The sequence below is a fragment of the Acinetobacter bereziniae LMG 1003 = CIP 70.12 genome, assembly GCF_000368925.1.
Lineage (GTDB): Bacteria > Pseudomonadota > Gammaproteobacteria > Pseudomonadales > Moraxellaceae > Acinetobacter > Acinetobacter bereziniae.
Window position 1 is genome coordinate 1,037,174 of record NZ_KB849756.1, and the last position, 26,962, is coordinate 1,064,135.

Genomic DNA, 26,962 nt, shown 5'->3' on the forward strand with positions numbered 1-26,962 from the left:
TTTATTTTACGAACGCAATGTCGGGTAAAATTCTTTCGTTAAATAAGGCGTAAGAATACCGTTCTCAGGGTTCAGCAACTTTTCTTTGTAATATTCCAAAAATTCAGAGGTATCATGATCATTTGGATGAAAATTTGGACGTAGATAATCAAAAATATGCTTAAAGCTACTGCCATAAACACCATCTTTTAAACCAAAAATCAGGCGAAAATTGTAAGGAATCTCACGCCAATAACGTAAGCTGATTAAATTTTTTGGATTCCGATAAAAAGGAACCAAAAATGAAGCTGCTGAAATCAATACAAGAATCGTGATCAAAGCAGGGAAAAATCCAGCAATACGTAATAAATAGTTATTTGATAATTCTTGAAAAACATCAAAGGCAATGTCTTTATGCTCAGATTCTTCAAGCATATGCCACATCCAGATCGCACGCTGTTTTTCATCTTGAGAACGGAAGAAAATTTCCTCATGATTCATCATGTATTCCGCCAAAACAGCCGTGAAATGTTCAATTCCCGCCATCAATGAAAGTTTCATTGGCTGAGGAAGACGTTCAAATCCATATTCAAACGCCCATCCTGCCCAAGTACGGAAAAGCTTTACAGGCAAATCACGAATTAAATAGGCTTCGTTTAACTCTTCATGCATTTTAGAATGAATGGCTTCTTGACCAATCAATGATGTTACACGTTGCTTAAGCAATGGATCAGTGATGAAATCACGATGATATCGTGCTGTATCAATCACCAAATCTTCACCGCGTGTCAAAAAAATTGACAATGAAGCAAAGTAAGCACTTGCTAACTCGGCATCCATATAAAATCTGTGATCGAGTTTTGCTGGATCAAAATCAAATTTCATATGCCGAATAGGAATAATCGGTGTTTGATTTGCCAAACTAAATGGCGCTGCAGCAAACATTTTAGCGACAGCTTTTTTTAACGGTTTCACGAACATAGAAAATACTCTTTATTCATTTAATCTGGTCACCCATGCACAGGTCTATTTAACACATGGCACAGCTTGCCTTTTGAGTAAAAACTCTAATTTGATCACTAAAAATTACGACATGCTTTGTCAATTACCATTGGCATATGCAGACATTCGATTAGCAAATTATGACAACCACAATGGATTGTCTAACAATTACTCTACAGTGTTGTTCTTCAAGATAGAAAATGTCCTATGAAGATAAGTTCTGTGATGTGTTGAGAAATCAAAACGGGTCAAATGTGCTATTAAGCAATACAAAAAAAGAGCAACTATTTAGTCACTCTTGTTTAAAAAGATGTTCAATTCACTCAGATTTAGCTGCGGATCGCTGGCGTAAATTCTTTGATAAAATATGGAGTCAGCGTTCCTGTCTCTGGATCAAGTAGCTCTTTCTTGAAATAGTCCAATAGTTCACTGGTGTCATGATCATTGGGATGAAAGCTTGGACGTAGATAATCAAAAATATGCCCTAAACTACTGCCAAACACCCCATCCTTTAAGCCAAAGAGTAAATTCCAACTCCCCTTCGCTTCTCTCCAAAAGCTTAAGCTCAAGGTATTTTGCGGGCGCCGTAAAAACGGCAAAAATAATGCACCTGCACCGACACCTACCCCAAGCGTAATTAAGGCAATAAAGAATCCTAAAATGCGTAAACTATAATTTGCTGAAAGAACTTGATAGGTATCATATGCAATATCTTTGTGTTCAGATTCTTCAAGCATATGCCACAACCATAAAGCACGTGTTTTTTCATCGAGTGAATGATTAAAAATATCTTGGTGTGTCATGGCATATTGAGCAAAAACAGCAGTGAAATGCTCGATTCCAGCCATCATTGAAAGCTTCAATGGCTGTGGAAATTTTAGAAAAGTATTGTTAAATACTTGTTCAGCTAGAAAACGGTATAGTTGTACTGGCAAATGATTGGGAATCATCGTTTCATTATATTCTTCATGGACTTTAGAATGAATCGCCTCTTGCCCAATTAAACTGGTTAAACGCTGTTTCAAGATTGGATCTTTGATTTGGTCACGATGGTGACGTGCAGTTTCAATCACCAATTCTTCGCCATAAGTCAAAAAAATTGAAAGTGCTGCAAAATAAGCAGTCGCCCATTCCTTTTGCATAAAAAATTTGACATCCAGCTCATCAGGGCTGAATTTAAAATCAAAATGACGAATCGGAATATTAGCAACCTGCTCAGTTAAATCCACCAATTGGCTGGGAAAAACTTTTGCAAAGACCTTTTTGACTGGTTTAGCAAGCAACATATAAAACCTCATCTATTTATCTATAGTGCAAAGCTTTGTCTAAAAATCCAGTACAAATTCACATTCCTAGTCAAAACCATGCTTTTATACAGCCGAAATTAAGACATATTGCATCAAATACCATTAGCATTTACGGTCAATCGATTGGCAATTTATGACTATCCAACAAAGTGTCAGACAAATAACCGAAACAAGTGTATTTGCTGATAAATAATGACCCGAGAGGACATTTTTAATCATCCACTTAACTTGAACCTGAGTTTAAAAAGTCGTTATGGTGAGTCACAGATTGATTTGATGAAGAAATGAGATTGCCTACGATCGATTAGGCTTTGGACAATCATCTCCCCATCCCGACTTCTGGGATATTGATTTTGTGAAAAATGAAGCAATAGAAGGTTTTTCAGTCATTTTAGAGCAATTCAAAATTCAAGATTTTATGGTGATGGGACATAGTGTAGGTGGTGGGATGGCAACTCACTGTTCTGTTCAGTATCCAAAGCAATGTAAAGCCTTAATCACCATTTCAGCACAGGCTTTTGTAGAACAACAAACCCTTATTGGAATTCAAGATGCCAAAACCAACTTTCAACATCTAGGACAAATGAATCGTCTTAAAAAATATCATGGAGAAAAAGCTCAATGGGTTTTAAATGCTTGGACTGAAACATGGTTATCTTCCCAATTCCGCCATTGGCAGTTAAGAGACACGATAACACAAATACAATGTCCTCTCTTGGTCATTCATGGAGAACTGGATGAATATGGCTCTTTGGCTCAACCTCAACAGTTTATCGATTATGCAACTAAAACAGTTCAATTAGAAATTATTGCATGTGCAAAGCATATGCCACATAAAGAAAATCCTCAGCAAATATTAAATATTATTCATACTTTTATTGTAGGACTTGAAATTGCATAGCGTCATTTCATAAAAATGATTTGATTTCAATCTCATTCAATCCAATGAACTTTAGGGTCTGTGGACATTTCATAAATGGCTTGCGTTGTAGGTTAAAATTGAGCAGGCATGAGGAGTATACTCCGCAAGGAAATGAAGAGAATAGCGAGACTATTTTTAAGTTTCATAACGTAGCCTGAGATAATTTTAGCCACAACCCTGAGCCAGAACAAAGCACTGCTTTGTTTGCAGCGCAAGGCGCAGCGGGGACTAGCGTGTTTTTTGTCGCTTCGTCGTTACGAACTACTTATTTAGAATGACTAAATTTCGTATTTCGCGCCTAGAATCGCCTAAAAAACACACCTAGTCGCAAACATAGACGAATTGTCCACAGACCCTATACTTTTATCAAGATTCTTAGAAAATTTGTGAGTCACAGATAAGCATATTTAATTGATACAGATGATCTCGTTGGACTTCCTCATCATTATAAAATTGATTGTTATTTGGCTGTCCTATATTCAATGCTAAACTGATTCTAACTTTATTTTAATCCCTGCTAACAATGTTGAATTACTTTTGGCGCTTGGCAAAAATACTCAAAATTGATCAATTTAAATATCGCCCATTAACAAATGGAGAAATTCGAATTAGCCGAACTGTGTTTGGTGACTTGATTGATTATGATCAGGTAAAAATCATGAATCACCCATATTTGCCTTGGCAACCCGTTGGCATCTTAATGGCACCTAATGGCTATATTCATTTAAAAGATGCCGATTATTGTGAAGATTTTTCATGCATGAGTTTAGCCTATCAAGCTGTATTCATTCATGAAATGGCCCATATCTATCAATACCAACGCCATGAAAAAGTCCTGCTAAAAGGTGCAATTTTGCAGTCTGCAATGTATCTTAGTTTTGGTCGCTATAACCCTTATCGCTATACTTTGGTTCAAGGAAAGTCTTATTTTGACTATAATATCGAGCAACAAGGAGACATCGCTAAAGACATTTATTTAAATCGAATTGAAAATATCATTTTGAATTAAATCAAAGCTAAAATTTGACACTTTTCGCTTTGCTTCGGACTTTTTTGTGATCTATTTCATGATTTTTTTAAAAAGAACATTAATTCCGATGTAAAAAGCAAAAAATAATGAAAAATCACTAGTTTCTACAAAAAAAATACTCTAAATTCATGGTGTCATTGATGCTGCACTGAATAAACTTGATGAATCACTAGCTTCTGACATTTTTTTAGTTAAAATACTCAATGTCTGAAATTTTTGCCTTGCAAAAAAATAAAGATTTTTGATGATTTTTTGATGATTTTATAGCTTCGCCCTTTGGCAGTTTTTGTTGTGTCTATATATACATACGTTGAATAACTACATTTTAAAAATCAACAAAATGTATATAAATTACCCTATTGGAATAGGATTTGGTTTAAATGAAAAGTTTTAAAATTGCTCTTGCGCAATTCTCTCCATTCATTGGTGATCTTGATTCAAATGTTCAAAAGATGATTGAGCAAGCCAATGAAGCAAAAAAACAGAATGCTGAAATTATTGTTTTCCCCGAACTTTCTATTATCGGCTATCCAGCTGAAGATTTATTTCTACGCCCAAGCTTAGCTAAACGTACAGCTCAAGCTTTTGAAAAACTAGCCACGATCAAAGATATTGTTTTGGTATTTGGTTTTGTAAATCTTACAGATGATGGTCAACGTTATAATGCTGCTGCTGTCATGAAAGATGGTCAGGTACTCGGTATTTATAACAAACAAAATTTACCTAACTATAGTGTATTTGACGAAAAGCGTTATTTTAATGAAGGTCATCAACACCTCGTTTTTGAATACTTGGGTCATAAGTTTGGTGTATTGATCTGTGAAGATGTCTGGTCACTCAATACAGTTCAACAGTTAGCTCAATTGAATGTCGAAAGCGTATTGGTACTCAATGCTTCACCTTATGAAGTTGGTAAACCTCAACACCGTATCGTAACGCTGAAAGAATTAGCGAAACAATTGAATTTGCACTTGGTCTACGTCAACCAAGTCGGTGGGCAAGACGATCTGATTTTTGATGGTACAAGTTTTGTGATTAACCAATCAGGCGAAGTTGCATTACAAGCACCGAGCTTCATTGAAGACCTCTACTTTACAGAATACCAAATCGAAAACAAAAGCTATCAAGTCGTCGAAACTGCACCTGCTTTAAGTACCATGGCTGAGATTTACCAAGGTTTAGTTTTAGCAACACGTGACTATGTGCAACGCTCAGGCTTTCCTGGTGTAATTCTTGGATTATCAGGAGGTATTGACTCCGCTTTAACGCTTGCAATTGCTGTTGATGCCATTGGTGCGGATAAAGTTCAAGCGGTAATGATGCCTTATACTTATACCTCTCAAATCAGTGTTGAAGATGCTACTGAGCAAGCAAAGCGTATGGGAGTGACATTTGGTATTGCTGAAATTCATCCAATTGTAAACAGTTTCATGCAAACGCTCTATCCTTTCTTTGGCAACTCACCTGCTGATGCAACAGAGGAAAACCTTCAAGCTCGTGCGCGTGGCACACTGTTGATGGGTTTATCTAATAAATTTGGTAATTTAGTGCTTTCAACAGGCAATAAATCTGAACTTTCTGTCGGTTACTGTACTTTATATGGCGATATGGTGGGTGGTTTTGCAGTACTGAAAGACGTTTATAAAACCATCGTGTTTGAATTGGCGAAGTATCGTAACAGCATTTCTGAAACGCCTGTAATTCCTGAACGTGTGATTACCCGTCCACCTTCAGCTGAACTTCGTCCAGATCAAAAAGACCAAGATTCACTACCTGCTTACGATATACTCGATGCGATTTTATACGCCTATATCGAAGAAGAACAAAGCCAAGAGGACATCATCGCCAAGGGCTTTGAACGTGAAGTGGTCGAAAAAGTAATTCGTCTTGTTGATCGCAATGAATACAAACGCCGTCAAGGTTCAATTGGACCACGCATCAGTTCACGTGCATTTAGTCGCGAACGTCGCTACCCGATTGTAAATGGCTGGAAACCTGGTGTATAAGCCTCGTGAATGTGAATAATTCACTCCCAGCGAGCTTTGCTCAGGAACTTGCTCAAGCACTTTTGCTTGAGCAAGTGCGTTATACCAAACAACAATTACTTGATCAAAAAAATCCTCAATTCATTCAAAATTTTATTTCTCAAACTTATCAGAATGCTGACAAAATTCTTTTAAAAGACGTGATACAACTTGAACAACTCTGTTCAGTGGTTCAAAAATATGCATTTGAACTAAATTTGGGCGCTGATATTCTTGAGTTTATTGGTGTCGTTGCGCAAAAAATTCATCAATATGCAATTGGTAGCCAAACCGTTATCAATGATTTACTTTCAGATGAATCATTTGAATTATGGATGTTCAAAATTTTAGAACTTGAACAGCTCCGAGATTATCTTCAAGAAAATTTACAACATAATCCGCAGATTCAACAGGTCAGCTTACAACTCGCCAATCAAATTGTTGAAAGTAACACACCTTGGCTTAATCAACTTCGCCACTACACAGTTAAACAAAATCGTCTTGGTTCCAAAGTCATGAGCTTTATCCAAGACCAACAGCAAAATATTGAATTAAAATTAGAAAACCAACTTGCGTCAGCAATACGTAAACAACTCAGCACGATTATTATGCTTCCCAATGAGGATTTAGCAGATATCGCGACACACATCTGGACTGAAATCAAACAACGCTCCTTAAAAGAAACATTTTCTCAACTTCAATCCATAGATTTTGAAGAGTTCTTTATCTTAGTTTATGAAACATGGAAAGAGCTTCGTGAAACAGAATATATGCAACAGGTTATTCTTAACGTAGTAGAAGCATTTTATGAATATTTTGGTGAATACAGTCTACAGGAATTATTACACTCTGTAGGTCTAGATAAAAATGACTTATTCATTGAAGCAGATCGCTTTATTCCACATACATTAGGTGCATTAGAACAGCACGGCTTGTTAGACAGTATCATCCAATCTTTGATAGCACCATTCTACTTAGATCCACAAACCCAGCGCTTTATAGAAAATTTTCTTGCTGAGAAAGCATAACCATTGATAAAACATAGATCGTCTTTCTATAGACAACGTCTCAGTTAAGCGATTTAAATCATCAATATAAAGTACATTAACCTGAGTACGATAAAAATCCTTGATGAAAGATGATACAGTCAAACCGCCTGATTATTCATACAAGTGATTTGGATGATTCATTTATTTTGTACTTTTTGAATCATTGATGGTCTTGCTATCGTGAGGCGACATGAATGTCGCCATGTTGAGCGGGGGTAAAGGATGTACCCCTCGCTCAACGAGAGATTTTTGTCACTTTTCATCTCTGAAAAGTGAGCCATCGGCTACGCAAAAGAATTTAAACTTTAGCACTAAAGCGTGGCAGTACAAGCTTTAGATCATCAAACAATCTATTGATCGCCTTCATTTTATTGGTCAAGAGAAATAAAACTATATTGATGGTTGCGCTTACGGAGCTTCGCTCCTCATACCAAAACAAGTATGGCGAGCCCTTGCGGAGCTCCGCTCCTCATCCTAAAATCGGATGAAAATCCAGAAAAAATCCACATAGATTTATTATCTTTCAATGAGTTGAAGATTTAATTGTATCGAATTCACGTTACATTAATAAAAGCTTAATATCATCAAACAACATTTTCATATCATGGATTTTATGAGTCAAAGCAAATTAGATTTTACTGTAACTGCTTTCAACAGATTGAGGATATGTATATGTAGCACTAGAAATTTCATGGTTGATAAAGCTTGCACTTATTTAAAAAACCATCACGACACGTACATTGGTAAAAGGCTAATATATGACTACGATGTGTTGGATAAATTGAACATCCTCATGTAACAATTTCAGTTCTCTTGTTTTGGTTATAAACATATCAAGCTTTATTAAAATAATGTTTGATTTAATTCAGCCTGATCACACAAATTTTTTAAACTCATGTGCTCGACATAGGGTTTCGCGCTAAAAAAATTTGAGGACACAAAAAAAGAGACCATGCGGTGAGCATGGTCTATAAAAATGGTGGCTATGACGGGACTTGAACCTGTGACCCCCGCATTATGAGTGCGGTGCTCTAACCAACTGAGCTACATAGCCATAAACTGTGTGCGCATTATCTAAAGTTATACACCCTACGTCAAGCACTTAAATAAACTAATGCTCACACTTTAAACAATTGATATTTAAATGTTTAAAATTAATACATATTTATGTTTTTATCAGAAAATTAGCATATTCAAGCGATAAAATTATCCTGCAATCTACCTACAATATTTTAATCGTCGCTAAATTAAAGATTTAATTTTTTATAGATGAAGATGTTTGAATAAAATAAGACTTAAACAAAACAAACGACCCAAAATAATTTTATAACCATTGAGCACTATAGCAACTATCGAATTTTAATGTTTCCAAGATTCAAATCTTGCAATAAAAAAGAGAGTGTTTACCACTCTCTATTTGCAACCAGCTCTTCCATTTCAAGATCAAGATAACCTTGATCCTGTATCACCATCATCAACGCTTCAGCAATATAATCTGCAGCAGTATCATCCAGTGAGGAGTCTAAGTCTTCAAACTGAGGCTTCATTTCATTAATTTCAGTCACAGTCAGATTTGCCAAAGAGTAAATTTCAGCATCGCTAAAACTGGTTTTAGCCACCTTTTTAGCAAATTGTTCAATGAGTTGCTTTATTTCGGCAACTAGAATATCGGGATAATATTCATCATCGAACATTGGGAGAAGTAGATCGTTAAACATAGCAACCTAAAATAAAACAGCAATTCACGCGCTTATATAACACAAACCATACAATTCACCAAATCTACTTGCGACCTTAATGCTATTTTTTTAAATCACTTTTCTGGTTAGAGAGAGAAATGCGCTCCAATCGTCATACTTATACCTTTGAAGAAAGATCATTTGATCCAATCAAATTCAATTTGAAACACCTATCGCTAAATCGCGGTACGCATTGCCTGCCAAATTTGAATGGCGTCTGACATTGCTTTCACATCATGTGCACGTACCATACATGCACCTTGCTGAATACTCATCAAATGCGCAGCGACACTGCCTACTGCACGATTTTGAGCATCTGCTCCACCTAAAGCCTCTCCAATAAAACGCTTACGTGATAAGGCGGATAAAATGGGATATCCCATTGCGTTCAATTTATAAAACTCATTCAATAATTTTAAGTTCTGTTGCGCATTTTTAGCAAAACCAAAACCGGGATCAATCATGATGTTTTCAGGCTTAACCCCTGCTTGTATCGCTTGATCGACACGTTGTTGAAGTTCCTTAATCACATCCAGAGTTACATCCTGATATTGGTCCAGTTGGTTCATGGTTGATGGTTCACCACGCATATGCATAATAATCACAGGAATATCTAGTTCTGCAGCTGTTTGCAATGCATTTGGACGAGTTAATGCTCTTACATCATTCCAAATATGTGCGCCGACCTTGACTGCTTCACGAATCACTTCTGGTTGCGAAGTATCAACCGATATCACCACGTCATATTGGGCAAGCTCAGCAATTACAGGAATGACGCGTTGGATTTCCTCAGTGATTGCTACAGTTGATGCACCAGGTCGTGTAGATTCACCACCGACATCAATCACAGTTGCACCTGCATCAATCATTTGTCTAGCATATGCAATGGCTTGATCTTTTTGATTATGTAGCCCACCATCACTAAAAGAATCTGGAGTTACATTCAGTATCCCCATGACATGCGCTTTTGATAGATCTAAACTCAAACGCCCGCAACGCAAAATTTTATTCGGCAGTGACACCAATTGCATGTCGCTTCTCCATGATTAATTTGCATTAGTTTAGCAATTACACTCCATTTCAAGATAAATTCTTTTAATAATAAATTGTATTTGCATAAAAAAAGAGCCTCATATGAGACTCTTTTTTGATTTATTCCAATCAGGTTGCCGGTAATGGTGGCGGAGTTGACGGACCATCTGTAGGCGTCACATCAATCACTGGATTATCAGCAACATAAACCTTAGGTGGTTGCGGCTCACGACCTTCCATGATGTCACGGATTTGATCACGGTCAATGGTTTCCCATTCCATCAAGGCTTTCACCATTGCATGCGCAATATCTTTGTTATTTTCAAGAATATCACGTGCAACTTTGTACTGTTCATCAAGAATACGACGTACTTCTTGGTCAACTTGTTGTTGAGTTGCTTCAGAAATAGTGCGACTACCTACGTTTCCAAAGAAACCATTTTGGTTTTCATCTTCGTAAACCATCACACCCATTTTGTCAGACATACCGTACTTGGTGACCATTGCACGCGCCATTTTAGTTGCACGTTCAAAGTCGTTAGAAGCACCTGTCGACATTTGGTTAATGAATACTTCTTCTGCAATACGACCACCGAATAAGATAGAAAGTTCATTCAACATCTTAGACTTGTAATGGCTGGTTTGGTCATGTTCTGGCAGCTGCCAAGTCACACCAAGCGCCCAACCACGCGGCATAATGGTTACTTTATGTACTGGGTCTGTACCCGGAAGAATTTCCGCTACAATCGCATGACCTGCTTCATGATAAGCGGTCGCACGACGTTCTTCTTCACGAATCACCATCGACTTACGCTCAGGTCCCATATAGATCTTGTCTTTAGCATCTTCAAAGTCATGCATATCGACAGTGTTCTTATTGCGACGTGCAGCAAATAATGCTGCTTCATTGACAAGGTTTGCCAATTGCGCACCAGAGAAGCCCGGTGTACCACGTGCAAGTACTTTAAGATCAACACCTGTCACAGATGGAAGTTTCTTCAAATGCACTGCCAAAATCTGTTCACGACCTTTGATGTCAGGAAGACCCACCATCACTTGACGGTCAAAACGTCCAGGACGTAACAATGCTTTATCAAGTACGTCGGCACGGTTGGTTGCAGCAATAACGATAATACCTTCATTACCTTCGAAACCATCCATTTCAACCAACATCTGGTTTAATGTTTGCTCACGCTCATCATGACCACCACCAGTACCTGAACCACGATGACGACCAACAGCATCAATCTCATCAATAAAGATGATACATGGTGCATGACGTTTCGCTTGTTCAAACATATCACGTACACGCGAAGCACCCACACCTACAAACATTTCAACGAAATCAGAACCAGAGATGCTAAAGAAAGGAACTTTTGCTTCACCCGCAATCGCTTTCGCAAGTAAAGTTTTACCTGTACCTGGAGGACCAACCATCAACACGCCTTTAGGAATTGTTGCTCCTAAGCGTTTGAATTTTGCAGGGTCTTTTAAGAAATCTACGATTTCAACAACTTCTTGTTTCGCTTCATCACAACCTGCAACATCAACAAATGTTACTTTAATTTGGTCTTCCGAAAGCATTTTTGCCTTCGATTTCCCAAAACTCATTGGACCATTTTTACCGCCTGCACCACCGCCCATGTTACGCATGAAGAACATGAACAATAAAATAATTAAGAGTACAGGGAAACTTGCAATGAGAAGTTGCATCAACAAACCTTGACGTTGAGGTGCAGTACCTTCAACAACAACGTTATTTTTGATGAGTGTAGGCATCAGTTCAGGATCTTGAACTGCTGGGCGAATACTTTCAAAGTTCGAACCGTTCTTTTTTTCGCCGCTTATTCTTTCACCATCAATTGTGACTTTACTAATTTGACCAGCATTCACCGCTGTGACGAATTCAGAATAATTCATCGCAGAAGGCTTACTGCGGTCACTGAGATTGCTGAAGATTAAGATCAGCACACCCAGTATGACCAGCCACAATACGGCATTTTTGAAGTAATCGCTCAAAGCTTTATTCCCATATATAACTATTTTGATCAGGCTCAATCATGCTTGATCGTAACAAAAAGCGAGTAATGAATTTCGCAATAAAGATTAAAAAGGTACAAAATGCACAATTTTTAACAACTTGGCAAGCATTTGTTGGCAATTCATTACGAACTACGAACATACCTTAAAAATGCCCGCTATTGCGAAACTTTTTTACGACCCTGTCCAATTAAAAAAACTTCTTTTGAACGTGCACGTGAAGCAGCAGGTTTTGCTGTTTTCAATACATCAAAACTGTCCACGACTTGCTTTCGGAACTCATCAAATCCACTGCCTTGGAAAACCTTAACTACAAATTGCCCTTTAGGTCCTAAGACTTTATTGGCAAAATCTAACGCAAGTTCACACAAATAAATCTGGCGAGGTTGATCTACAGCCCTATTACCTGATGTATTGGGGGCCATATCTGAAATTACAACGTCTACAGTGCGTCCATTTAAAATATTTAACAATTTTTCGAAAACTTCTTCTTCTCTAAAGTCACCTTGTAAAAAAGTAACATCTGGTAAAGCGTCCATTTCCAAAATGTCTGAAGCAATCACTAAACCCTTATCACCGACCAGTTTTCCTGCGATTTGCGACCAGCTTCCTGGTGCAGCTCCCAAGTCAACTACAGTCATTCCGGGTTTAATCATTTTATATTTTTCTTGAATTTCAAGAAGTTTATATGCTGCGCGAGCACGATAGCCTTCTTTTTGTGCTTTTTTCACAAAAGGATCATCTAAATGCTCTCTCATCCACGCACGACTACTTTTGGATAACTTCTGGTTGGTAATGCGTGTAGCCATAACTCTCTTGATCTAAACAGATAACTAACTTGTGATTGTACGTGAAAAATATTCTCATTGCAGTATACATATGGATTAAAATCGATAGATATTGATATGTTTTTTTGAATAAGCCTCATCGAATATTTCTACAGAATTTACAGCGCAGCGATATGGCTTTTGTTATACTAAGTCGTTTTTAAAATCAGGTTATTTTTTATGGCGACTCTATCTATCCAAGAACGTAAACGTTTACGTCAAATCGGACATGCATTAAATCCAGTTGTAATGCTTGGTGATAAAGGCTTGACTGAAAGTGTCGTTGAAGAATTAAACCGTGCTTTAAATGATCATGAGTTAATTAAAGTTAAAATTGCGGGTGAAGATCGCGAAGCACGCACAGCAACCATCACTGAAATAGCTGAAACAACTGGCGCAGAAGTGGTGCAAACCATCGGTAAAATTGCTTTGCTTTACAAAAAAGCAGCCAAACAAAATCAAAAACTCTCTAATTTGGTTCGTCACGCTCATCTTTCTAATTAAGATTTATTTTCATGGCAAGTTACGAACTGAATGCTTTTGATCGTCGTTTTCAAAGTATCTCTTTAGTGGGTGCGATTGAGCAGGTCAATCCCTACACCTTAAATGTAGGTTATTGGTTAAGAGATCCCAATCAATTTATTGTATACCCTGAACCTGTTACAGCACATCCGCGTCAAGATTTTCTTTGGGAAAATACCTGTTTTGAAATTTTTATTGGCGTGCAGGGCGAAGATCAATATCGAGAAGTTAACCTCTCCCCTTCTCAAGCTTGGCAAGCCTATCAATTTGAAGAATATCGCTATCCTGAGAATATGCCTCCTGTAGTTGCATACGATATTGAATTAAATCAGCTTAAGCGTACACATTATGGATTAAATGTGAGTTTAGATCTGACTGAGTTTATGCTTGCACATAAACTCAAGTGGTCTGATCTATTTATAGGACTCAGTGCTGTTTTGAATACCACACAAGGTCAACACTTCTTCGCCATGCAGCATAGCGGACAGCAAGCTGACTTTCACAACAAACGCGACTGGTTACATACCTTTTAATCGTCACTGTTGAATTGTCTTTTAAATAAAAAGTGAGGCATTTGCCTCACTTTTTATTTAGGTATAGTTGTTTATATACAGCCCAAACAACAACTTATTGCTTTGTCGTAACTTTATGCCAAACTTCCAACGTATGCTCTTTAGAACGTTTTAGTGTTTCAGTGAGCTGAACTTTATGCTTAGAGGAAATTTGTGAAACATCTTCACGAATTTCTTTACCTACTTCAGTCAACTCTTTCACCAAAAGGCTTAATTCCGATTTTAACAAATCAGCTAATTCAACCAAGTCTTTTTGTGAAGTAGAAAATTGAGTTTTGATTACATCAAGACGTTGTACCAAATCTTGTTTGAAGTTTTTGACTTGATCTTGAACCTGTTCATTCAGTTGCTCTGTTTCAGCTTCCAGTTTTTTCTGAGTATCCGCCACAGCTTGAGAGACTTTTTGCTGCGCATCTTTGCCCAGTTTCTCTAAATTTTCCGCAGTTTCAGCTACAACCTCTTTCAAAGCTGCTGTATCTTTTGTTACTTTTTCAGTCACACTTTCTTTAGATATCGTCATATTGATTCCCCCTGGAATACGAAACAATAAGATAGCGTGAAGAAATAAATTTTAGATTTTGATTTGTCTGACAATTATTAAATACTTACAATTTCAAAAAATTCATATGAAAAGCAGAACTAGTAAAAAATAGCAAGGCATTTATCTCACAATATCCACCTAAATAAAATGGACTTTTAATCAGTTCATGCGTATAATGCGCTGTTAAGTTATAAGCGAGCAGACAAGAGGAGGGTAGGATTTAATTAGCCTTCCTTTTTTTTCGTCTACTCGCTTTTTTACAGCCCTATTTTTGTGGTTTTAGTTCAGGAGCTATGGTTTGAGCACCCCCGCCATTTTAGCCCTTGCTGACGGTACTGTTTTTAAAGGTACATCGATCGGCGCTACGGGAAGTACGACTGGTGAAGTCGTTTTTAACACTGCCATGACTGGTTATCAAGAAATTTTGACTGATCCAAGTTATGCACAGCAACTTGTAACTTTAACTTATCCTCATATCGGTAATACTGGTTGTAATGAAGAAGACACTGAATCAGGTCGAATTCATAAAGTCTGGGCGAATGGTCTCATCATTCGTGACCTACCTTTATTACACAGCAATTTCCGCGCAAATCAATCTCTTGGCGAATATTTAGAACAACATAACGTCGTTGCCATTGCTGATATTGATACACGAAAATTAACACGAATCTTACGTGACAAAGGTGCACAGAACGGTTGTATTCTTGCAGGTGAAAACATCACTGAAGAAGAAGCAATTGCTCAAGCACGTGCCTTTGGTGGCTTAAACGGTTTAGACCTTGCTAAAGAATGTTGCGATCCTGAAGGTTTTGAATGGACTGAAGGTTCATGGACATTAGGCAAAGGCTTCTCTCAACCTGAAACTAAATTTCATGTAGTTGCATACGATTATGGTGTCAAAACCAACATCTTACGTATGCTTGTAGATCGCGGTTGTAAGTTGACTGTGGTTCCTGCTCAAACCCCTGCTGAAAAAGTGCTCGCACTTAATCCAGATGGTGTGTTCCTTTCAAATGGTCCTGGCGATCCAGCAGCATGTGATTATGCGATTGAAGCTGTGAAGACTATTGTTGAAACTACAAACCTGCCTGTATTTGGTATTTGTTTAGGTCACCAAATTCTTGCTTTAGCATCTGGTGCTAAAACAGTAAAAATGCCACATGGTCACCATGGTGCAAACCATCCTGTACAAAACATTGATGACCAAAGTCAATACCACGGTACAGTGATGATTACTTCTCAAAACCATGGCTTCGCTGTAGATGCAGAAACTTTACCTGCAAATCTTAAAGCAACGCACAAATCTTTATTCGATCAAACTCTACAAGGGATTCATCGTACAGATAAACCTGCGTTTAGCTTCCAAGGTCACCCTGAAGCAAGCCCTGGTCCACATGACTGTGCCCCATTGTTCGATCATTTCATCGAACTTATTGAAGCATCTAAGAAGTAATTAAGGAAGCGACCATGGCTAAACGTACAGACATTAAAAGCATCTTAATTATTGGTGCGGGTCCGATTGTCATCGGACAAGCATGTGAGTTCGATTACTCAGGTGCACAAGCATGTAAAGCCCTTCGTGAAGAAGGCTATCGTGTTATTTTGGTGAACTCTAACCCAGCCACCATTATGACTGATCCAACAATGGCAGATGCAACGTATATTGAACCGATTACGTGGCAGACTGTAGCTGCGATCATTGAAAAAGAGCGCCCAGATGCTGTTCTTCCAACAATGGGTGGTCAAACGGCATTGAACTGTGCACTTGCACTTGATGCCAACGGTATCTTAAAAAAATATAATGTTGAATTAATCGGTGCAACCAAAGAAGCGATTGAAAAAGCTGAAGACCGTAAATTGTTCGACATCGCAATGCGTAAGATCGGTTTAGAATGTCCTCGTGCCGATGTTGCTGAAAGCATGGAACATGCACTTGAAATTCAAGCGCGTTTTGGTTTCCCTGTCATCATTCGTCCATCATTTACGATGGGTGGTTCAGGTGGTGGTATCGCTTACAACAAAGAAGAATTTATTGAAATTTGTGAGCGTGGTTTCGATCTTTCGCCAACTAAACAATTGTTGATCGATGAATCATTGATTGGTTGGAAAGAATACGAGATGGAAGTTGTTCGTGACAAAAACGACAACTGTATCATTGTCTGTACCATTGAAAACTTTGATCCAATGGGTGTCCATACAGGTGACTCAATCACTGTTGCGCCTGCACAAACACTGACTGATAAAGAGTTCCAATTACTCCGTAATGCGTCTTTGGCTGTACTTCGTGAAATTGGTGTAGAAACCGGCGGTTCAAACGTTCAATTCGGTATTAATCCGAAAGACGGTCGTATGGTCGTGATCGAGATGAACCCTCGTGTATCTCGTTCTTCTGCTCTTGCATCTAAAGCAACAGGTTTCCCTATTGCAAAAATTGCAGCGAAACTTGCAGTCGGTTATACCCTTGATGAATTGAAAAATGACATCACTGGCGGTACTACACCTGCATCATTCGAGCCTGCAATTGACTATGTAGTGACTAAAATTCCTCGTTTCAACTTCGAGAAATTCCCACAAGCTGACGCAACATTGACAACACAGATGAAGTCGGTGGGCGAAGTGATGGCGATTGGTCGTAACTTCCAAGAGTCTGTACAGAAAGCATTACGTGGTCTTGAAGTCGGTACTTGTGGTTTCGATGAACAAATCGCTGTGGGTACAGAAGGCGCAAAAGATAAAATCTTAGTTGAGCTTAAAGTACCTGGTCCAGATCGTATTTGGTATGTTGCTGATGCCTTCCGTCATGGCTTTACTCTAGAAGAAGTTTTCGCTGCAACCAATATTGATCGTTGGTTCTTGATCCAAATCGAAGACATCATCAAGACTGAAGAACAAATTAAAACTTTAGGTTTTGGTGACTTAAACGCTGACAATATCCGTTCATTTAAGCGTAAAGGTTTATCTGATTTGCGTATCGCAAACTTAATGGGTATTTCGCAAAAGCAATTCCGTAAGCATCGTTGGAACTTGGGTGTATATCCAGTTTACAAACGTGTTGATACCTGTGCTGCTGAGTTTGAATCAGATACAGCCTATATGTATTCAACTTATGATGAAGAATGTGAATCTAATCCGTCTAGCAAAGACAAAATTATGGTCATCGGTGGTGGTCCTAACCGAATTGGTCAAGGTATTGAGTTCGATTACTGCTGTGTACATGCTGCGCTTGCTATGCGTGAAGATGGTTATGAAACCATCATGGTCAACTGTAACCCAGAAACTGTTTCAACAGACTATGATACTTCTGACCGTTTGTACTTCGAACCAATCACACTGGAAGACGTACTTGAAATCGTACGTACTGAAAAGCCAAAAGGCATCATTGTACAGTACGGTGGTCAAACACCATTGAAATTGGCGCGTGCTTTGGAAGAAGCTGGTGCTCCAATTATTGGTACATCTCCTGATGCAATTGACCGTGCAGAAGACCGTGAACGTTTCCAACAAATGGTTCAACGCTTAAATCTTCGCCAACCAAGTAACAGCATTGTCAAATCTGCTGAAGAAGGTATGGCTGAAGCATCTAAAGTGGGTTATCCATTGGTGGTACGTCCTTCTTATGTGCTTGGTGGTCGTGCAATGGAAATCGTCTACAATGACGATGAACTTAAGCGCTACTTACGTGATGCGGTTCAAGCATCTAACGAAGCACCTGTATTACTCGATCACTTCCTTGATGATGCGACAGAAGTTGATGTTGACTGCGTATCTGACGGTAAAGATGTTGTGATTGGTGGAATTATGCAGCACATCGAACAAGCAGGTATTCACTCTGGTGACTCAGCATGTTCGATTCCACCTTACTCTCTTTCTCAAGAGATTCAGGATGAAATGCGTCGTCAAACAGTGGCTATGGCGAAAGAGCTTGGCGTTATTGGTTTGATGAACGTTCAATTTGCTGTAAAAGGCAACGATGTTTATATTCTTGAAGTTAACCCACGTGCATCTCGTACAGTACCATTTGTATCGAAATGTATTGGTGAATCGTTAGCAAAAGTTGCTGCACGTTGTATGGCGGGTCAATCTTTAGAATCTCAAGGATTCACAAAAGAAATTATCCCAACTCATTTTGCAGTAAAAGAAGCAGTATTCCCATTCAATAAATTCCCAGGTGTTGATCCAATTCTTGGACCAGAGATGAAATCTACTGGTGAAGTTATGGGTGTTGGTAAAACTTTTGGTGAAGCTTTCTACAAAGCTGTGTTAGGCTCTAATGATCGTTTACCAGGAAAGCCAACTGAAGGTGAAGTGAAACATGTATTTATTTCAGTACGTGATTCAGACAAACCTCGTGCACCAGGTATTGCGAAACAATTGGTGGATTTAGGCTTCAAAATTATCGCAACTGGCGGTACTTATGATGTCATTAAAGACGCTGGTATTGAATGTGAACGTGTGAACAAAGTCACTGAAGGTCGTCCTAATATTGTTGACCGCTTGAAAAATGGCGAGATTCACCTCATTATCAATACTACTGAAGGCAAACAAGCTCAGCAGGATTCATTCTCAATCCGTCGCTCTGCACTCCAAGGTAAAGTGTATTACACAACAACCTTGAATGGTGCTGATGCTGTATGCCAAGCTTTAGCAATTCAATTGCCAATGGATGTATATCGCTTGCAAGATTTGCAAACACTAGGTTAATTCGTTTCCGATAAGTCCCGTCACCTTATCGGTGGCGGGCTTTTTTCATTTCTAAACCAGTATTTTTTAAATACGAAACTGAGGGACAACAATGCAACGTTATCCTATGACTCCCGAAGGCAAGGTTGCCTTAGAGAAAGAATTACAACAGTTGAAATCTGTTGATCGTCCACGTATTACTGCTGCAATTGCAGAAGCTCGTGAACATGGGGATTTAAAAGAAAACGCAGAATACCACGCAGCACGTGAACAACAAGGTTTCTGTGAAGGTCGTATTCAAGACATTGAAGGTAAACTCGGTGCTTGCCAAGTGATCGATGTAAAAGAACTTGAGCAAACAGGTCGTGTTGTTTTTGGTGTAACAGTAACGATTGAAAACTTAGATACTGAAGAAAAGAAAACCTATAAGATTGTAGGTGATGATGAAGCAGATTTTAAAATTAATAAAATCTCAGTGAACTCTCCTATCGCACGTGGTCTTTTAGGTAAAAATGAAGGCGATGAAGTAAAAATCGTCACGCCTCAAGGCGAAGTAGAATATGAAGTGGTAAGTGTTGAGTATATCTAAGTAACACTACTCATCATATTGAGGGCTGATTATTCAGCCCTTTTTCTTTTCGAGAATAATATTTGATTCTACAACAACAATAATTCAAATAACCTGTAAAAACTAATCCATCATATGCAATTGTTAAGGAGGCATCGCTTGCGCAAATCAATTTACACTTTAGAGCTAAAATAACAAAATAAAAATTATATTTTTCAAATATATATTATAATTTTTTAATCTTTTCACTCAGGATAAATTATATTTTCCTGGATGAGTTTTTAACAAATTGGCTATACAGAGAAAGATCTGATGCCTTAAAAATAGCAATTATCACCACCTTGTCCAAATTTATTGCCATTGTTAAATAATCTATTTGCATTAGATTGATGGAAAATAAAAATTTCTTGAGGAACAATATGAAAGCTGGGCGTGTAAGTCGCACAGCAGAAGCAGCGGCTGCTCTGCGTGCCAACCACCATTTAAACGCTAGCGATCCTGTATTTTCAGATCCGTACGCTTTAGCAATGACCAATAGCCGCTGGCGGGTATTACTGAATAATGCCTTGTTTTGCAAAACACTTAATTCAAAGTTGATGAATCAAACCTTTGGTAAATTGACTGGGCAAGTGGTTGGTCGTTCACGATATTGTGAAGATCTTTTACAACATGCAATTGAGAACCATCAAATTCATCAATATGTCTTGGTCGGTGCAGGCTTAGATTCATTTGTTTTACGTTTAGCAGCTCAATATCCGCAACTTAAAATATTCGAAGTTGATCATCCTGATACACAGAAGACCAAAATACAAAAGTTAAAAAAGATTTCTACATCCCAACAATTGCCTGAAAATGTTGAATTTGTCAGCATTGATTTTGAAAAAGAAAAGCTTTCTGAAGTTTTAACCCGAAGTGGTTTCCAATCTAAACACCCTGCTTTTTTCTCTTGGTTAGGCACAACGCATTATTTAACACCGCAAACCACATTAGCCACTTTGAAAAATATTGCCTCGATTGCACATAAACAAAGTGAAGTGGTTATGGACTACTCGATTGATTATAGAGAATTACAAGGTATAGAACGGTTTGGTGCGTTTGCTTTAACTCAATTTACTCAATTTCTTAAAGAACCTTTGATCGGTGCTTTTGGTTCAGATGCTTTACATCAGGCAGTGATCAAAATGGGATATCAAGTCTTGGAAGATTTATCAGGTCAACAGATCACTGAGCGCTATTTTAACCATCGTGCAGATCATATTCGTCATACGCATGGCTCGCATTTGCTTCATTTAAAACTTATTTAAAACAAACCAAGTTGAAATATCATTCAGATATTTCTCACTTTTTAAAGATAGAACATGGAAATGATGCTGATTTACTTAGGCTATTTTATTGAATTTATATAGCTCAATCCTATAAAGCTCATATAAAATAGTCACAACACTCTCCGCACATCAAGCAACCTTTAGAATGCCTAACTCGATAAATTCACCAGTAAAACACTGGTGTGAATTTGAATTTATTTCCAAAACTGTTAAAAATCCAAACATTCATATAAAAGGTAATTACTCCTATTACTCAGCGTATTGGGATCAAGGTTTTGAGCGTTGTGTAGTGCGTTATTTACATGACAAAGCATCCACTACCGAAAAGCCGATTGACCAATTGTATATCGGTAACTTCGTTTGTTTTGGTGCTGAATCCGTAATCATGATGGGAGGGAATCAGTTACACCGCCCTGACTGGATCTCAACATTTCCTTTTGATACCCGTAGTTTTTTACCTGCCGGGGATACAGTCATTGCGGATGGTTGTTGGATTGGGAGTCGTGCCATGATCATGCAAGGCGTAAAACTCGGTGAAGGTGCTGTTGTTGCAACAGGTGCAGTAGTCACCCAAGATGTCCCACCGTATGCAATTGTGGGCGGTGTACCTGCGAAGCTCATTAAATATCGCTTTACTGAGCAAGAGATTGCACAACTACTCTCCCTAAGGCTTTATGACCTTGATGAAAAGCAAATATTGAAAATGCGAGCGCAATTACAGACTGATGATCTACTTCAACTAATACAATTCTTAAAAAATCAAACCAATGAGTAAAATGTAGGCTCAATCTTATCAAAACAAAAAAGGGTTAAATTTTCATTTAACCCTTTTTATAAGATTTAACCAATTGTTGCTTATAGATCTGAATTTAAAGCTACATTGCGATGCGCATTCTTTAACTTTTTTTGTTTTAGATAGTAGGCAAACATCAAACACAATATCCAAGCAGGAATCATCATTACGGCGATGCGCATATCAGGGGTAAATGACATCACAACAAGAATACCGAACATAAAAATCATGCACAGATAATTACTGAATGGATAAGCAATGCTAGGGAATTTGGTGGTTTGCCCTTGCGCTAGCATAGCTTTACGGAATTTTAGATGTGTCCATGAAATCACCACCCAGTTAATCACAATCGCGGCAACCACGAGCATCATTAACAAACCAAATGCTTTTTCTGGAAATGCATAATTCAACAATACACATAAAACAGTGACAAATGCAGAAACAAGCACTGCATTGGTTGGGATGCCACGTTTATTGATATGTTTAAGAAACTTCGGTGCATTGCCCTGTTGAGCCAAACCCAATAACATACGGCTGCTACAATAGCTCGTTCCGTTATAGACCGAAACTGCTGCAGTAAGAATCACAAAGTTCAACAGAGTCGCTACGCCTTGACTATCCAGCGAAGCAAAGACCATAACAAAAGGGCTTCCACCTTCCGCCATTTTGTTCCAAGGGAACAAGGCAAACAAAATAAACAGTGTCGCGATATAAAAAATCAAAATACGATAAATAATTTGATTCACAGCCTTAGGCAAAGTTTTATCAGGATCTCTCGCTTCTGCGGCAGTGATTCCAAATAATTCAATACCGCCAAAAGCAAAAATAATCACTGCCATTGCCATGATCAGACCTTCAACACCAAATGGGAAGAAACCGCCCAATGCCCAGAGATTGGTAATACTTGCTTGTGGTCCTGCTGTACCCGTTGCAAGTAAATAGGAACCAAAGCCAATCATCGCCAAGATTGCCAAAATTTTGACGATGGAGAACCAAAACTCCATTTCACCAAAAAATTTTACATGCAAAAGATTAATGCCGTTAATTAAAATAAAAAACGCCAATGCTGAAATCCATGTTGGGATTTCAGGCCACCAATATTGGATATATAAACCAATTGCACTGAGTTCAGCCATACAAACCAGAACATTGAGTACCCAATAGTTCCAGCCTGACATAAACCCTGCAAATGAGCCCCAGTACTTATAAGCAAAATGGCTGAATGAGCCACTGACTGGCTCTTGCACCACCATCTCACCTAACTGTCGCATCATAAGAAACGCAATCAGCCCTGCAATCGCATAACCGAGGATCACTGAAGGTCCCGCAAGCTTGATCGACTGCGAGATCCCGAGGAACAACCCAGTACCAATTGCACCACCCAGTGCAATCAACTGAATATGGCGATTGCTTAAACCATGTTTCAGGTTTCCTTGCTCGTGTTCTGACATATGATTATTCTCATCCTTGTCGCGTAATTTTTATATTCAAAATTACGTATATCATAAGTTAATCAAAAATGCCTATATCTAATCGAAAAATAATTGATTTACTTTTCTCATAACTGCGCATATAAGCAGAAATTTCAACAAATAACAATTATTATGAATTATGTAATTAAATTATGTATTGCGTAATTATTAATTTTCAGTATGATAGAAATCATCATGTAGATCATTCTGGACTAGTCAGCATAATGAAGACGAATAAAAACAATAATATTTATTTGTTTTTCATAAGCTTGAGTGGAAAAAGAGAAAACGAAATAAGTTCTCATTCATAAGAGACAAGGAAAGCGCACCATGACACAACATTTAACGACCTTTCTTGAGATTGCACCTCAATCTGATTTCAGCATTCATAATTTACCTTATGGCATTTTTAGTGAAACCGCTCAGGGAGATAAACGTGTCGGTGTCGCGATTGGTGATTGGGTAATCGACCTCGCTGCTTTAGAAACATTAGGATTACTTCCAAATTGCAAAACTCAGTGTTTTAATCAAAGCAGCCTGAATAAATTTATCGAAACAGGTAAAAAAAATTGGCATTACATTCGCCAAACCCTACAAGACTTGCTTTCTGCAGACAATCCAACCCTTCGTGATCATCCAGAATTACGCCAAAAAGTATTATTCAAACAAAATACAGTCACCTTACATTTACCAGTACAAATCTCTGGCTATACGGATTTCTACTCCTCTAAAGAACATGCAACCAATGTTGGAACTATGTTTAGAGATCCTAAAAATGCCTTGCTTCCAAATTGGAGTGAGCTACCTGTGGGTTATAATGGTCGTGCCAGTTCTGTGGTTGTTAGCGGTAAGGAGATTGTCCGCCCTTCTGGTCAAATTAAACTTCCTCATGAAGAACGCCCTCTCTTTTCGGCAACCCGTAAACTCGACTTTGAACTCGAAACAGCTTTTATCGTAGGTAAGACAACTGCGTTGGGTGAACCGATTGCAATTGAAGATGCGTGGAATCATATTTTTGGCATGGTCTTGCTGAATGATTGGTCTGCACGTGATATTCAACAATGGGAATATGTGCCCTTAGGTCCATTTAATGCCAAGACCTTTGCCAGTTCAATTTCACCTTGGGTGGTAACGATGCAAGCCTTAGAACCCTTTAAAGTCAAAGGTCCGCAACAACTCCCAGAGCCATTAGATTATTTAAAAGAACATACTCCCAACAGTTTTGATATTCATCTCAGTGTGGAACTACAAAGCTCACAATCACAGCAAAGTGAAGTGATTTGTCAAACCAACTTTAAATACATGTACTGGTCGATGGCGCAACAGCTGACCCATCACACCATTTCAGGTTGTAATGTTCAAGTTGGAGATTTAATGGGTTCTGGCACAATTTCAGGTCCTACAGAAAATTCTTATGGAAGCTTACTGGAACTTACTTGGAACACCACAAAACCCCTCACCTTATCCAATGGTGAAAAGCGCGGCTTCCTTGAAGATGGCGACCGTGTAGTGATGAAAGGCTATGCTGAAAAAGGTGCTATTCGAGTGGGCTTTGGTCAAGTCACAAATACGATTTTACCAGCCAAACAGTTTAGCTTTAAGCAACACAAGGAATTGTGTGATGAAACTGTATAGTTATTTTCGTAGCTCTGCGGCTTATCGAGTTCGGATCGCTTTAAACCTGAAGCAATTGGATTATGTCATACAGCCTGTCCATTTGCTCAAAAATGAGCATCAACAAGAAAGCTACATCGCACTCAATCCAAGCCAGCTTGTACCAAGTTTGATTAATCAAGATCAGTCTTTTATACAGTCGCTCAATATTTTGGAATATCTGGAAGAACGTTACCCATCACTTCCTTTATTACCTACAGATCTTGTTGAGCGCGCCAAAATCCGTGCTTTTTCACAAACCATCGCCTGTGATATTCATCCCTTAGATAATCTCAGAGTGCTGAAATATTTAAAACATGAACTCGCTGTAAATGATGAACAGAAAAGTCAATGGTACCAACACTGGATTATTGAAGGTTTTAAAAGCTTAGAGATGCAATTAAAAGACTCAAATGGTCAATTCTGCTTCGGCACTCAAGCCACATTTGCAGATTGTTGTTTGATTCCTCAAGTGTATAACGCCAAACGTTTCAATGTTGATCTAAGCGACTTTCCAAAGATTCAATCCATTGATCAACACTGCCTAAGCCTGCCTGCATTCTTAAGGGCGATCCCAGAACAACAACCAGATTGGGAATAAACAAAAAAGGAGTTTTATCATGAGCTTTGCAATTAAAAAAATTCATCACGTGGCTTATCGTTGTAAAGACGCCAAAGAAACGGTGGAATGGTATAAAAAAATGCTCAACATGGAGTTTATTTTGGCTTTTGCAGAAGACCATGTTCCATCAACTAAAGCATTTGATCCTTATATGCATTTATTCCTTGATGCAGGTCAAGGCAATGTGTTGGCGTTTTTTGAATTACCGACTCAACCAGAAATGGGACGTGATGAAAATACGCCTCAATGGGTTCAACACATCGCATTTGAAGTTGAAGACTTAGATGCACTGCTTTCTGCAAAATCGCATCTTGAAGCCAATGGTGTCAAAGTGCTCGGTATTACCAATCATGGGATATTCCACTCGATTTACTTCTTTGATCCGAATGGACATCGTTTAGAACTAACATATAACGATGTTCATGCCGATGCGAAAATTTCAAAAATTACTGAAGAAATGAAGGTCGATATGCTGGATGAATGGAGCAGAACCAAACGCGCACCTCAACATACGCATTTCTTACACGAAGCTGAGTTAGGGTAATCATTATGGTCAATAAAGTATCAACGAGTGCCGAAGCAGCCCTGCAAAGTATCGTGCAAGATGGACAAACCATTGCTGTGGGCGGATTCGGACTTTGTGGTATTCCTGAAGCTTTGATCAAAGCGCTTAAACAAAGTGGAGTAAAGCAACTAACCTGCATCAGTAATAATGCAGGCGTGGATGATTATGGTTTAGGGCTGTTATTGCAGTCTAAACAAATCAAAAAAATGATTTCATCCTACGTTGGGGAAAATAAAGTGTTTGAACGACAGTTTTTAAATGGTGAACTTGAAGTTGAATTGACACCTCAAGGCACATTGGCAGAAAAACTTCGTGCAGGCGGAGCTGGAATCCCAGCGTTCTATACTGCAACTGGTGTTGGTACCAGTATTGCTGAAGGTAAAGAGCTTCGTGAGTTTAATGGTCAGTCTTTTCTCCTAGAGACTTCACTTTGTGCAGATATTGCATTAATCAAAGCTTATAAAGCGGACAAAGCTGGTAATCTGGTATTCCGAAAAACTGCACGTAATTTCAATCCTGAGTGTGCAATGGCAGGTCGTTATACGATTGTTGAAGTTGAGCATATTGTTGAACTTGGTGAAATTGATCCTGATGACATTCATTTAGCAGGAATCTATGTCAATGCCATTGTACTCAATGCTCAGCCTGAAAAGCGTATCGAACAGCGTACATTAAAAGTTGCAGTATAAGGAGTGACA

23 protein-coding genes and 1 tRNA gene are annotated in these 26,962 nt (G+C 38.4%); 15 read left to right on the forward strand and 9 right to left on the reverse strand.

The genetic code is table 11. The annotated features are described in order from the left end of the window. Nucleotides 1-6 precede the first annotated feature (6 nt). Complete coding sequence (locus F938_RS14760) at nt 7-960, reverse strand: metal-dependent hydrolase (RefSeq protein ID WP_005032952.1); 954 nt, start codon at nt 958-960, stop codon at nt 7-9. A gap of 350 nt (nt 961-1,310) precedes the next feature. Then, the gene (locus F938_RS14765) at nt 1,311-2,267 is read right to left on the reverse strand and encodes a metal-dependent hydrolase (RefSeq protein WP_005032954.1); all 957 of its coding nucleotides are present in this window, start codon (nt 2,265-2,267) and stop codon (nt 1,311-1,313) included. Between the two features lie 310 nt (nt 2,268-2,577). Between F938_RS14765 and F938_RS14770 the strand changes: the two genes are divergently transcribed. The 4 genes from F938_RS14770 to F938_RS14785 all read left to right on the forward strand — a co-directional run bounded on the left by F938_RS14770 (nt 2,578) and on the right by F938_RS14785 (nt 7,292). Continuing rightward, complete coding sequence (locus F938_RS14770; RefSeq protein ID WP_080740841.1) at nt 2,578-3,189, forward strand: alpha/beta fold hydrolase; 612 nt, start codon at nt 2,578-2,580, stop codon at nt 3,187-3,189. A 544-nt stretch (nt 3,190-3,733) separates the two neighbouring features. Then, nucleotides 3,734-4,219 carry a hypothetical protein gene (locus F938_RS14775; protein WP_004829453.1) on the forward strand — a complete coding sequence of 162 codons (486 nt, stop codon included), beginning with the start codon at nt 3,734-3,736 and terminating at the stop codon, nt 4,217-4,219. A 401-nt stretch (nt 4,220-4,620) separates the two neighbouring features. Further along, nucleotides 4,621-6,246: an NAD+ synthase gene (locus F938_RS14780; protein ID WP_005032961.1), complete on the forward strand. Its 1,626-nt coding sequence runs from the start codon at nt 4,621-4,623 to the stop codon at nt 6,244-6,246. 5 nt (nt 6,247-6,251) lie between these two features. Beyond that, complete coding sequence (locus F938_RS14785) at nt 6,252-7,292, forward strand: hypothetical protein (protein WP_005032964.1); 1,041 nt, start codon at nt 6,252-6,254, stop codon at nt 7,290-7,292. 998 nt (nt 7,293-8,290) lie between these two features. Here F938_RS14785 and F938_RS14790 read toward each other — a convergent pair. From F938_RS14790 to rlmE, 5 genes are all read right to left on the reverse strand, one after another. Next, nucleotides 8,291-8,367, reverse strand: a tRNA-Met gene (locus tag F938_RS14790). Nucleotides 8,368-8,716: 349 nt separating this feature from the next. Continuing rightward, on the reverse strand, nt 8,717-9,031 hold the full coding sequence (locus F938_RS14795) for a DUF5713 family protein (RefSeq protein ID WP_004829456.1): 315 nt from the start codon (nt 9,029-9,031) through the stop codon (nt 8,717-8,719). A gap of 197 nt (nt 9,032-9,228) precedes the next feature. Beyond that, nucleotides 9,229-10,083 carry a dihydropteroate synthase gene (folP, locus tag F938_RS14800; RefSeq protein WP_005032968.1) on the reverse strand — a complete coding sequence of 285 codons (855 nt, stop codon included), beginning with the start codon at nt 10,081-10,083 and terminating at the stop codon, nt 9,229-9,231. Nucleotides 10,084-10,213: 130 nt separating this feature from the next. Beyond that, nucleotides 10,214-12,103 carry an ATP-dependent zinc metalloprotease FtsH gene (gene ftsH, locus F938_RS14805; protein ID WP_004829458.1) on the reverse strand — a complete coding sequence of 630 codons (1,890 nt, stop codon included), beginning with the start codon at nt 12,101-12,103 and terminating at the stop codon, nt 10,214-10,216. A 179-nt stretch (nt 12,104-12,282) separates the two neighbouring features. Beyond that, the gene (gene rlmE, locus F938_RS14810) at nt 12,283-12,933 is read right to left on the reverse strand and encodes a 23S rRNA (uridine(2552)-2'-O)-methyltransferase RlmE (protein ID WP_004829459.1); all 651 of its coding nucleotides are present in this window, start codon (nt 12,931-12,933) and stop codon (nt 12,283-12,285) included. Between the two features lie 198 nt (nt 12,934-13,131). On the opposite strand from rlmE, the gene yhbY reads away from it, so the two are divergent. Both yhbY and F938_RS14820 read left to right on the forward strand, forming a co-directional pair. Then, nucleotides 13,132-13,455 (forward strand): ribosome assembly RNA-binding protein YhbY, encoded by a 324-nt coding sequence (yhbY, locus tag F938_RS14815; RefSeq protein WP_004829460.1) that lies wholly within the window; start codon nt 13,132-13,134, stop codon nt 13,453-13,455. Nucleotides 13,456-13,466: 11 nt separating this feature from the next. Beyond that, nucleotides 13,467-14,006 carry a DOMON-like domain-containing protein gene (locus F938_RS14820; RefSeq protein WP_004829461.1) on the forward strand — a complete coding sequence of 180 codons (540 nt, stop codon included), beginning with the start codon at nt 13,467-13,469 and terminating at the stop codon, nt 14,004-14,006. A 94-nt stretch (nt 14,007-14,100) separates the two neighbouring features. Here the strand turns inward: F938_RS14820 and F938_RS14825 are convergent, their stop codons facing one another. Next, on the reverse strand, nt 14,101-14,565 hold the full coding sequence (locus F938_RS14825) for a hypothetical protein (protein WP_005032972.1): 465 nt from the start codon (nt 14,563-14,565) through the stop codon (nt 14,101-14,103). Between the two features lie 319 nt (nt 14,566-14,884). On the opposite strand from F938_RS14825, the gene carA reads away from it, so the two are divergent. The 5 genes from carA (at nt 14,885) to F938_RS14850 (ending at nt 21,934) form a co-directional block, all read left to right on the forward strand. Further along, nucleotides 14,885-16,039: a glutamine-hydrolyzing carbamoyl-phosphate synthase small subunit gene (gene carA, locus F938_RS14830; protein WP_004829463.1), complete on the forward strand. Its 1,155-nt coding sequence runs from the start codon at nt 14,885-14,887 to the stop codon at nt 16,037-16,039. Nucleotides 16,040-16,053: 14 nt separating this feature from the next. Next, nucleotides 16,054-19,287 (forward strand): carbamoyl-phosphate synthase large subunit, encoded by a 3,234-nt coding sequence (gene carB, locus F938_RS14835; RefSeq protein ID WP_004829464.1) that lies wholly within the window; start codon nt 16,054-16,056, stop codon nt 19,285-19,287. 91 nt (nt 19,288-19,378) lie between these two features. Next, a complete protein-coding gene (greA, locus tag F938_RS14840; RefSeq protein WP_004829465.1) occupies nt 19,379-19,855 on the forward strand; it encodes a transcription elongation factor GreA in 477 nt (158 codons plus the stop codon). Nucleotides 19,856-20,253: 398 nt separating this feature from the next. Beyond that, nucleotides 20,254-21,138 (forward strand): class I SAM-dependent methyltransferase, encoded by an 885-nt coding sequence (locus tag F938_RS14845; protein ID WP_005032976.1) that lies wholly within the window; start codon nt 20,254-20,256, stop codon nt 21,136-21,138. Between the two features lie 166 nt (nt 21,139-21,304). Further along, complete coding sequence (locus F938_RS14850; protein WP_005032978.1) at nt 21,305-21,934, forward strand: CatB-related O-acetyltransferase; 630 nt, start codon at nt 21,305-21,307, stop codon at nt 21,932-21,934. 80 nt (nt 21,935-22,014) lie between these two features. On the opposite strand, the gene F938_RS14855 is transcribed toward F938_RS14850, so the two are convergent. Next, the gene (locus tag F938_RS14855) at nt 22,015-23,403 is read right to left on the reverse strand and encodes an amino acid permease (protein ID WP_005032980.1); all 1,389 of its coding nucleotides are present in this window, start codon (nt 23,401-23,403) and stop codon (nt 22,015-22,017) included. 351 nt (nt 23,404-23,754) lie between these two features. Between F938_RS14855 and fahA the strand changes: the two genes are divergently transcribed. Genes fahA through F938_RS14875 form a run of 4 tightly spaced genes read left to right on the forward strand, consistent with a single transcriptional unit; the run spans nt 23,755 to nt 26,953 of the window. Further along, on the forward strand, nt 23,755-25,059 hold the full coding sequence (gene fahA, locus F938_RS14860; protein WP_005032982.1) for a fumarylacetoacetase: 1,305 nt from the start codon (nt 23,755-23,757) through the stop codon (nt 25,057-25,059). After that, complete coding sequence (gene maiA, locus F938_RS14865; protein WP_005032984.1) at nt 25,046-25,678, forward strand: maleylacetoacetate isomerase; 633 nt, start codon at nt 25,046-25,048, stop codon at nt 25,676-25,678. Before fahA ends, maiA begins: the two co-directional genes overlap by 14 nt. A gap of 19 nt (nt 25,679-25,697) precedes the next feature. Next, the gene (locus F938_RS14870) at nt 25,698-26,243 is read left to right on the forward strand and encodes a VOC family protein (protein WP_005032987.1); all 546 of its coding nucleotides are present in this window, start codon (nt 25,698-25,700) and stop codon (nt 26,241-26,243) included. 5 nt (nt 26,244-26,248) lie between these two features. After that, the gene (locus F938_RS14875; RefSeq protein ID WP_005032989.1) at nt 26,249-26,953 is read left to right on the forward strand and encodes a CoA transferase subunit A; all 705 of its coding nucleotides are present in this window, start codon (nt 26,249-26,251) and stop codon (nt 26,951-26,953) included. The last annotated feature ends 9 nt before the right edge of the window (nt 26,954-26,962 follow it).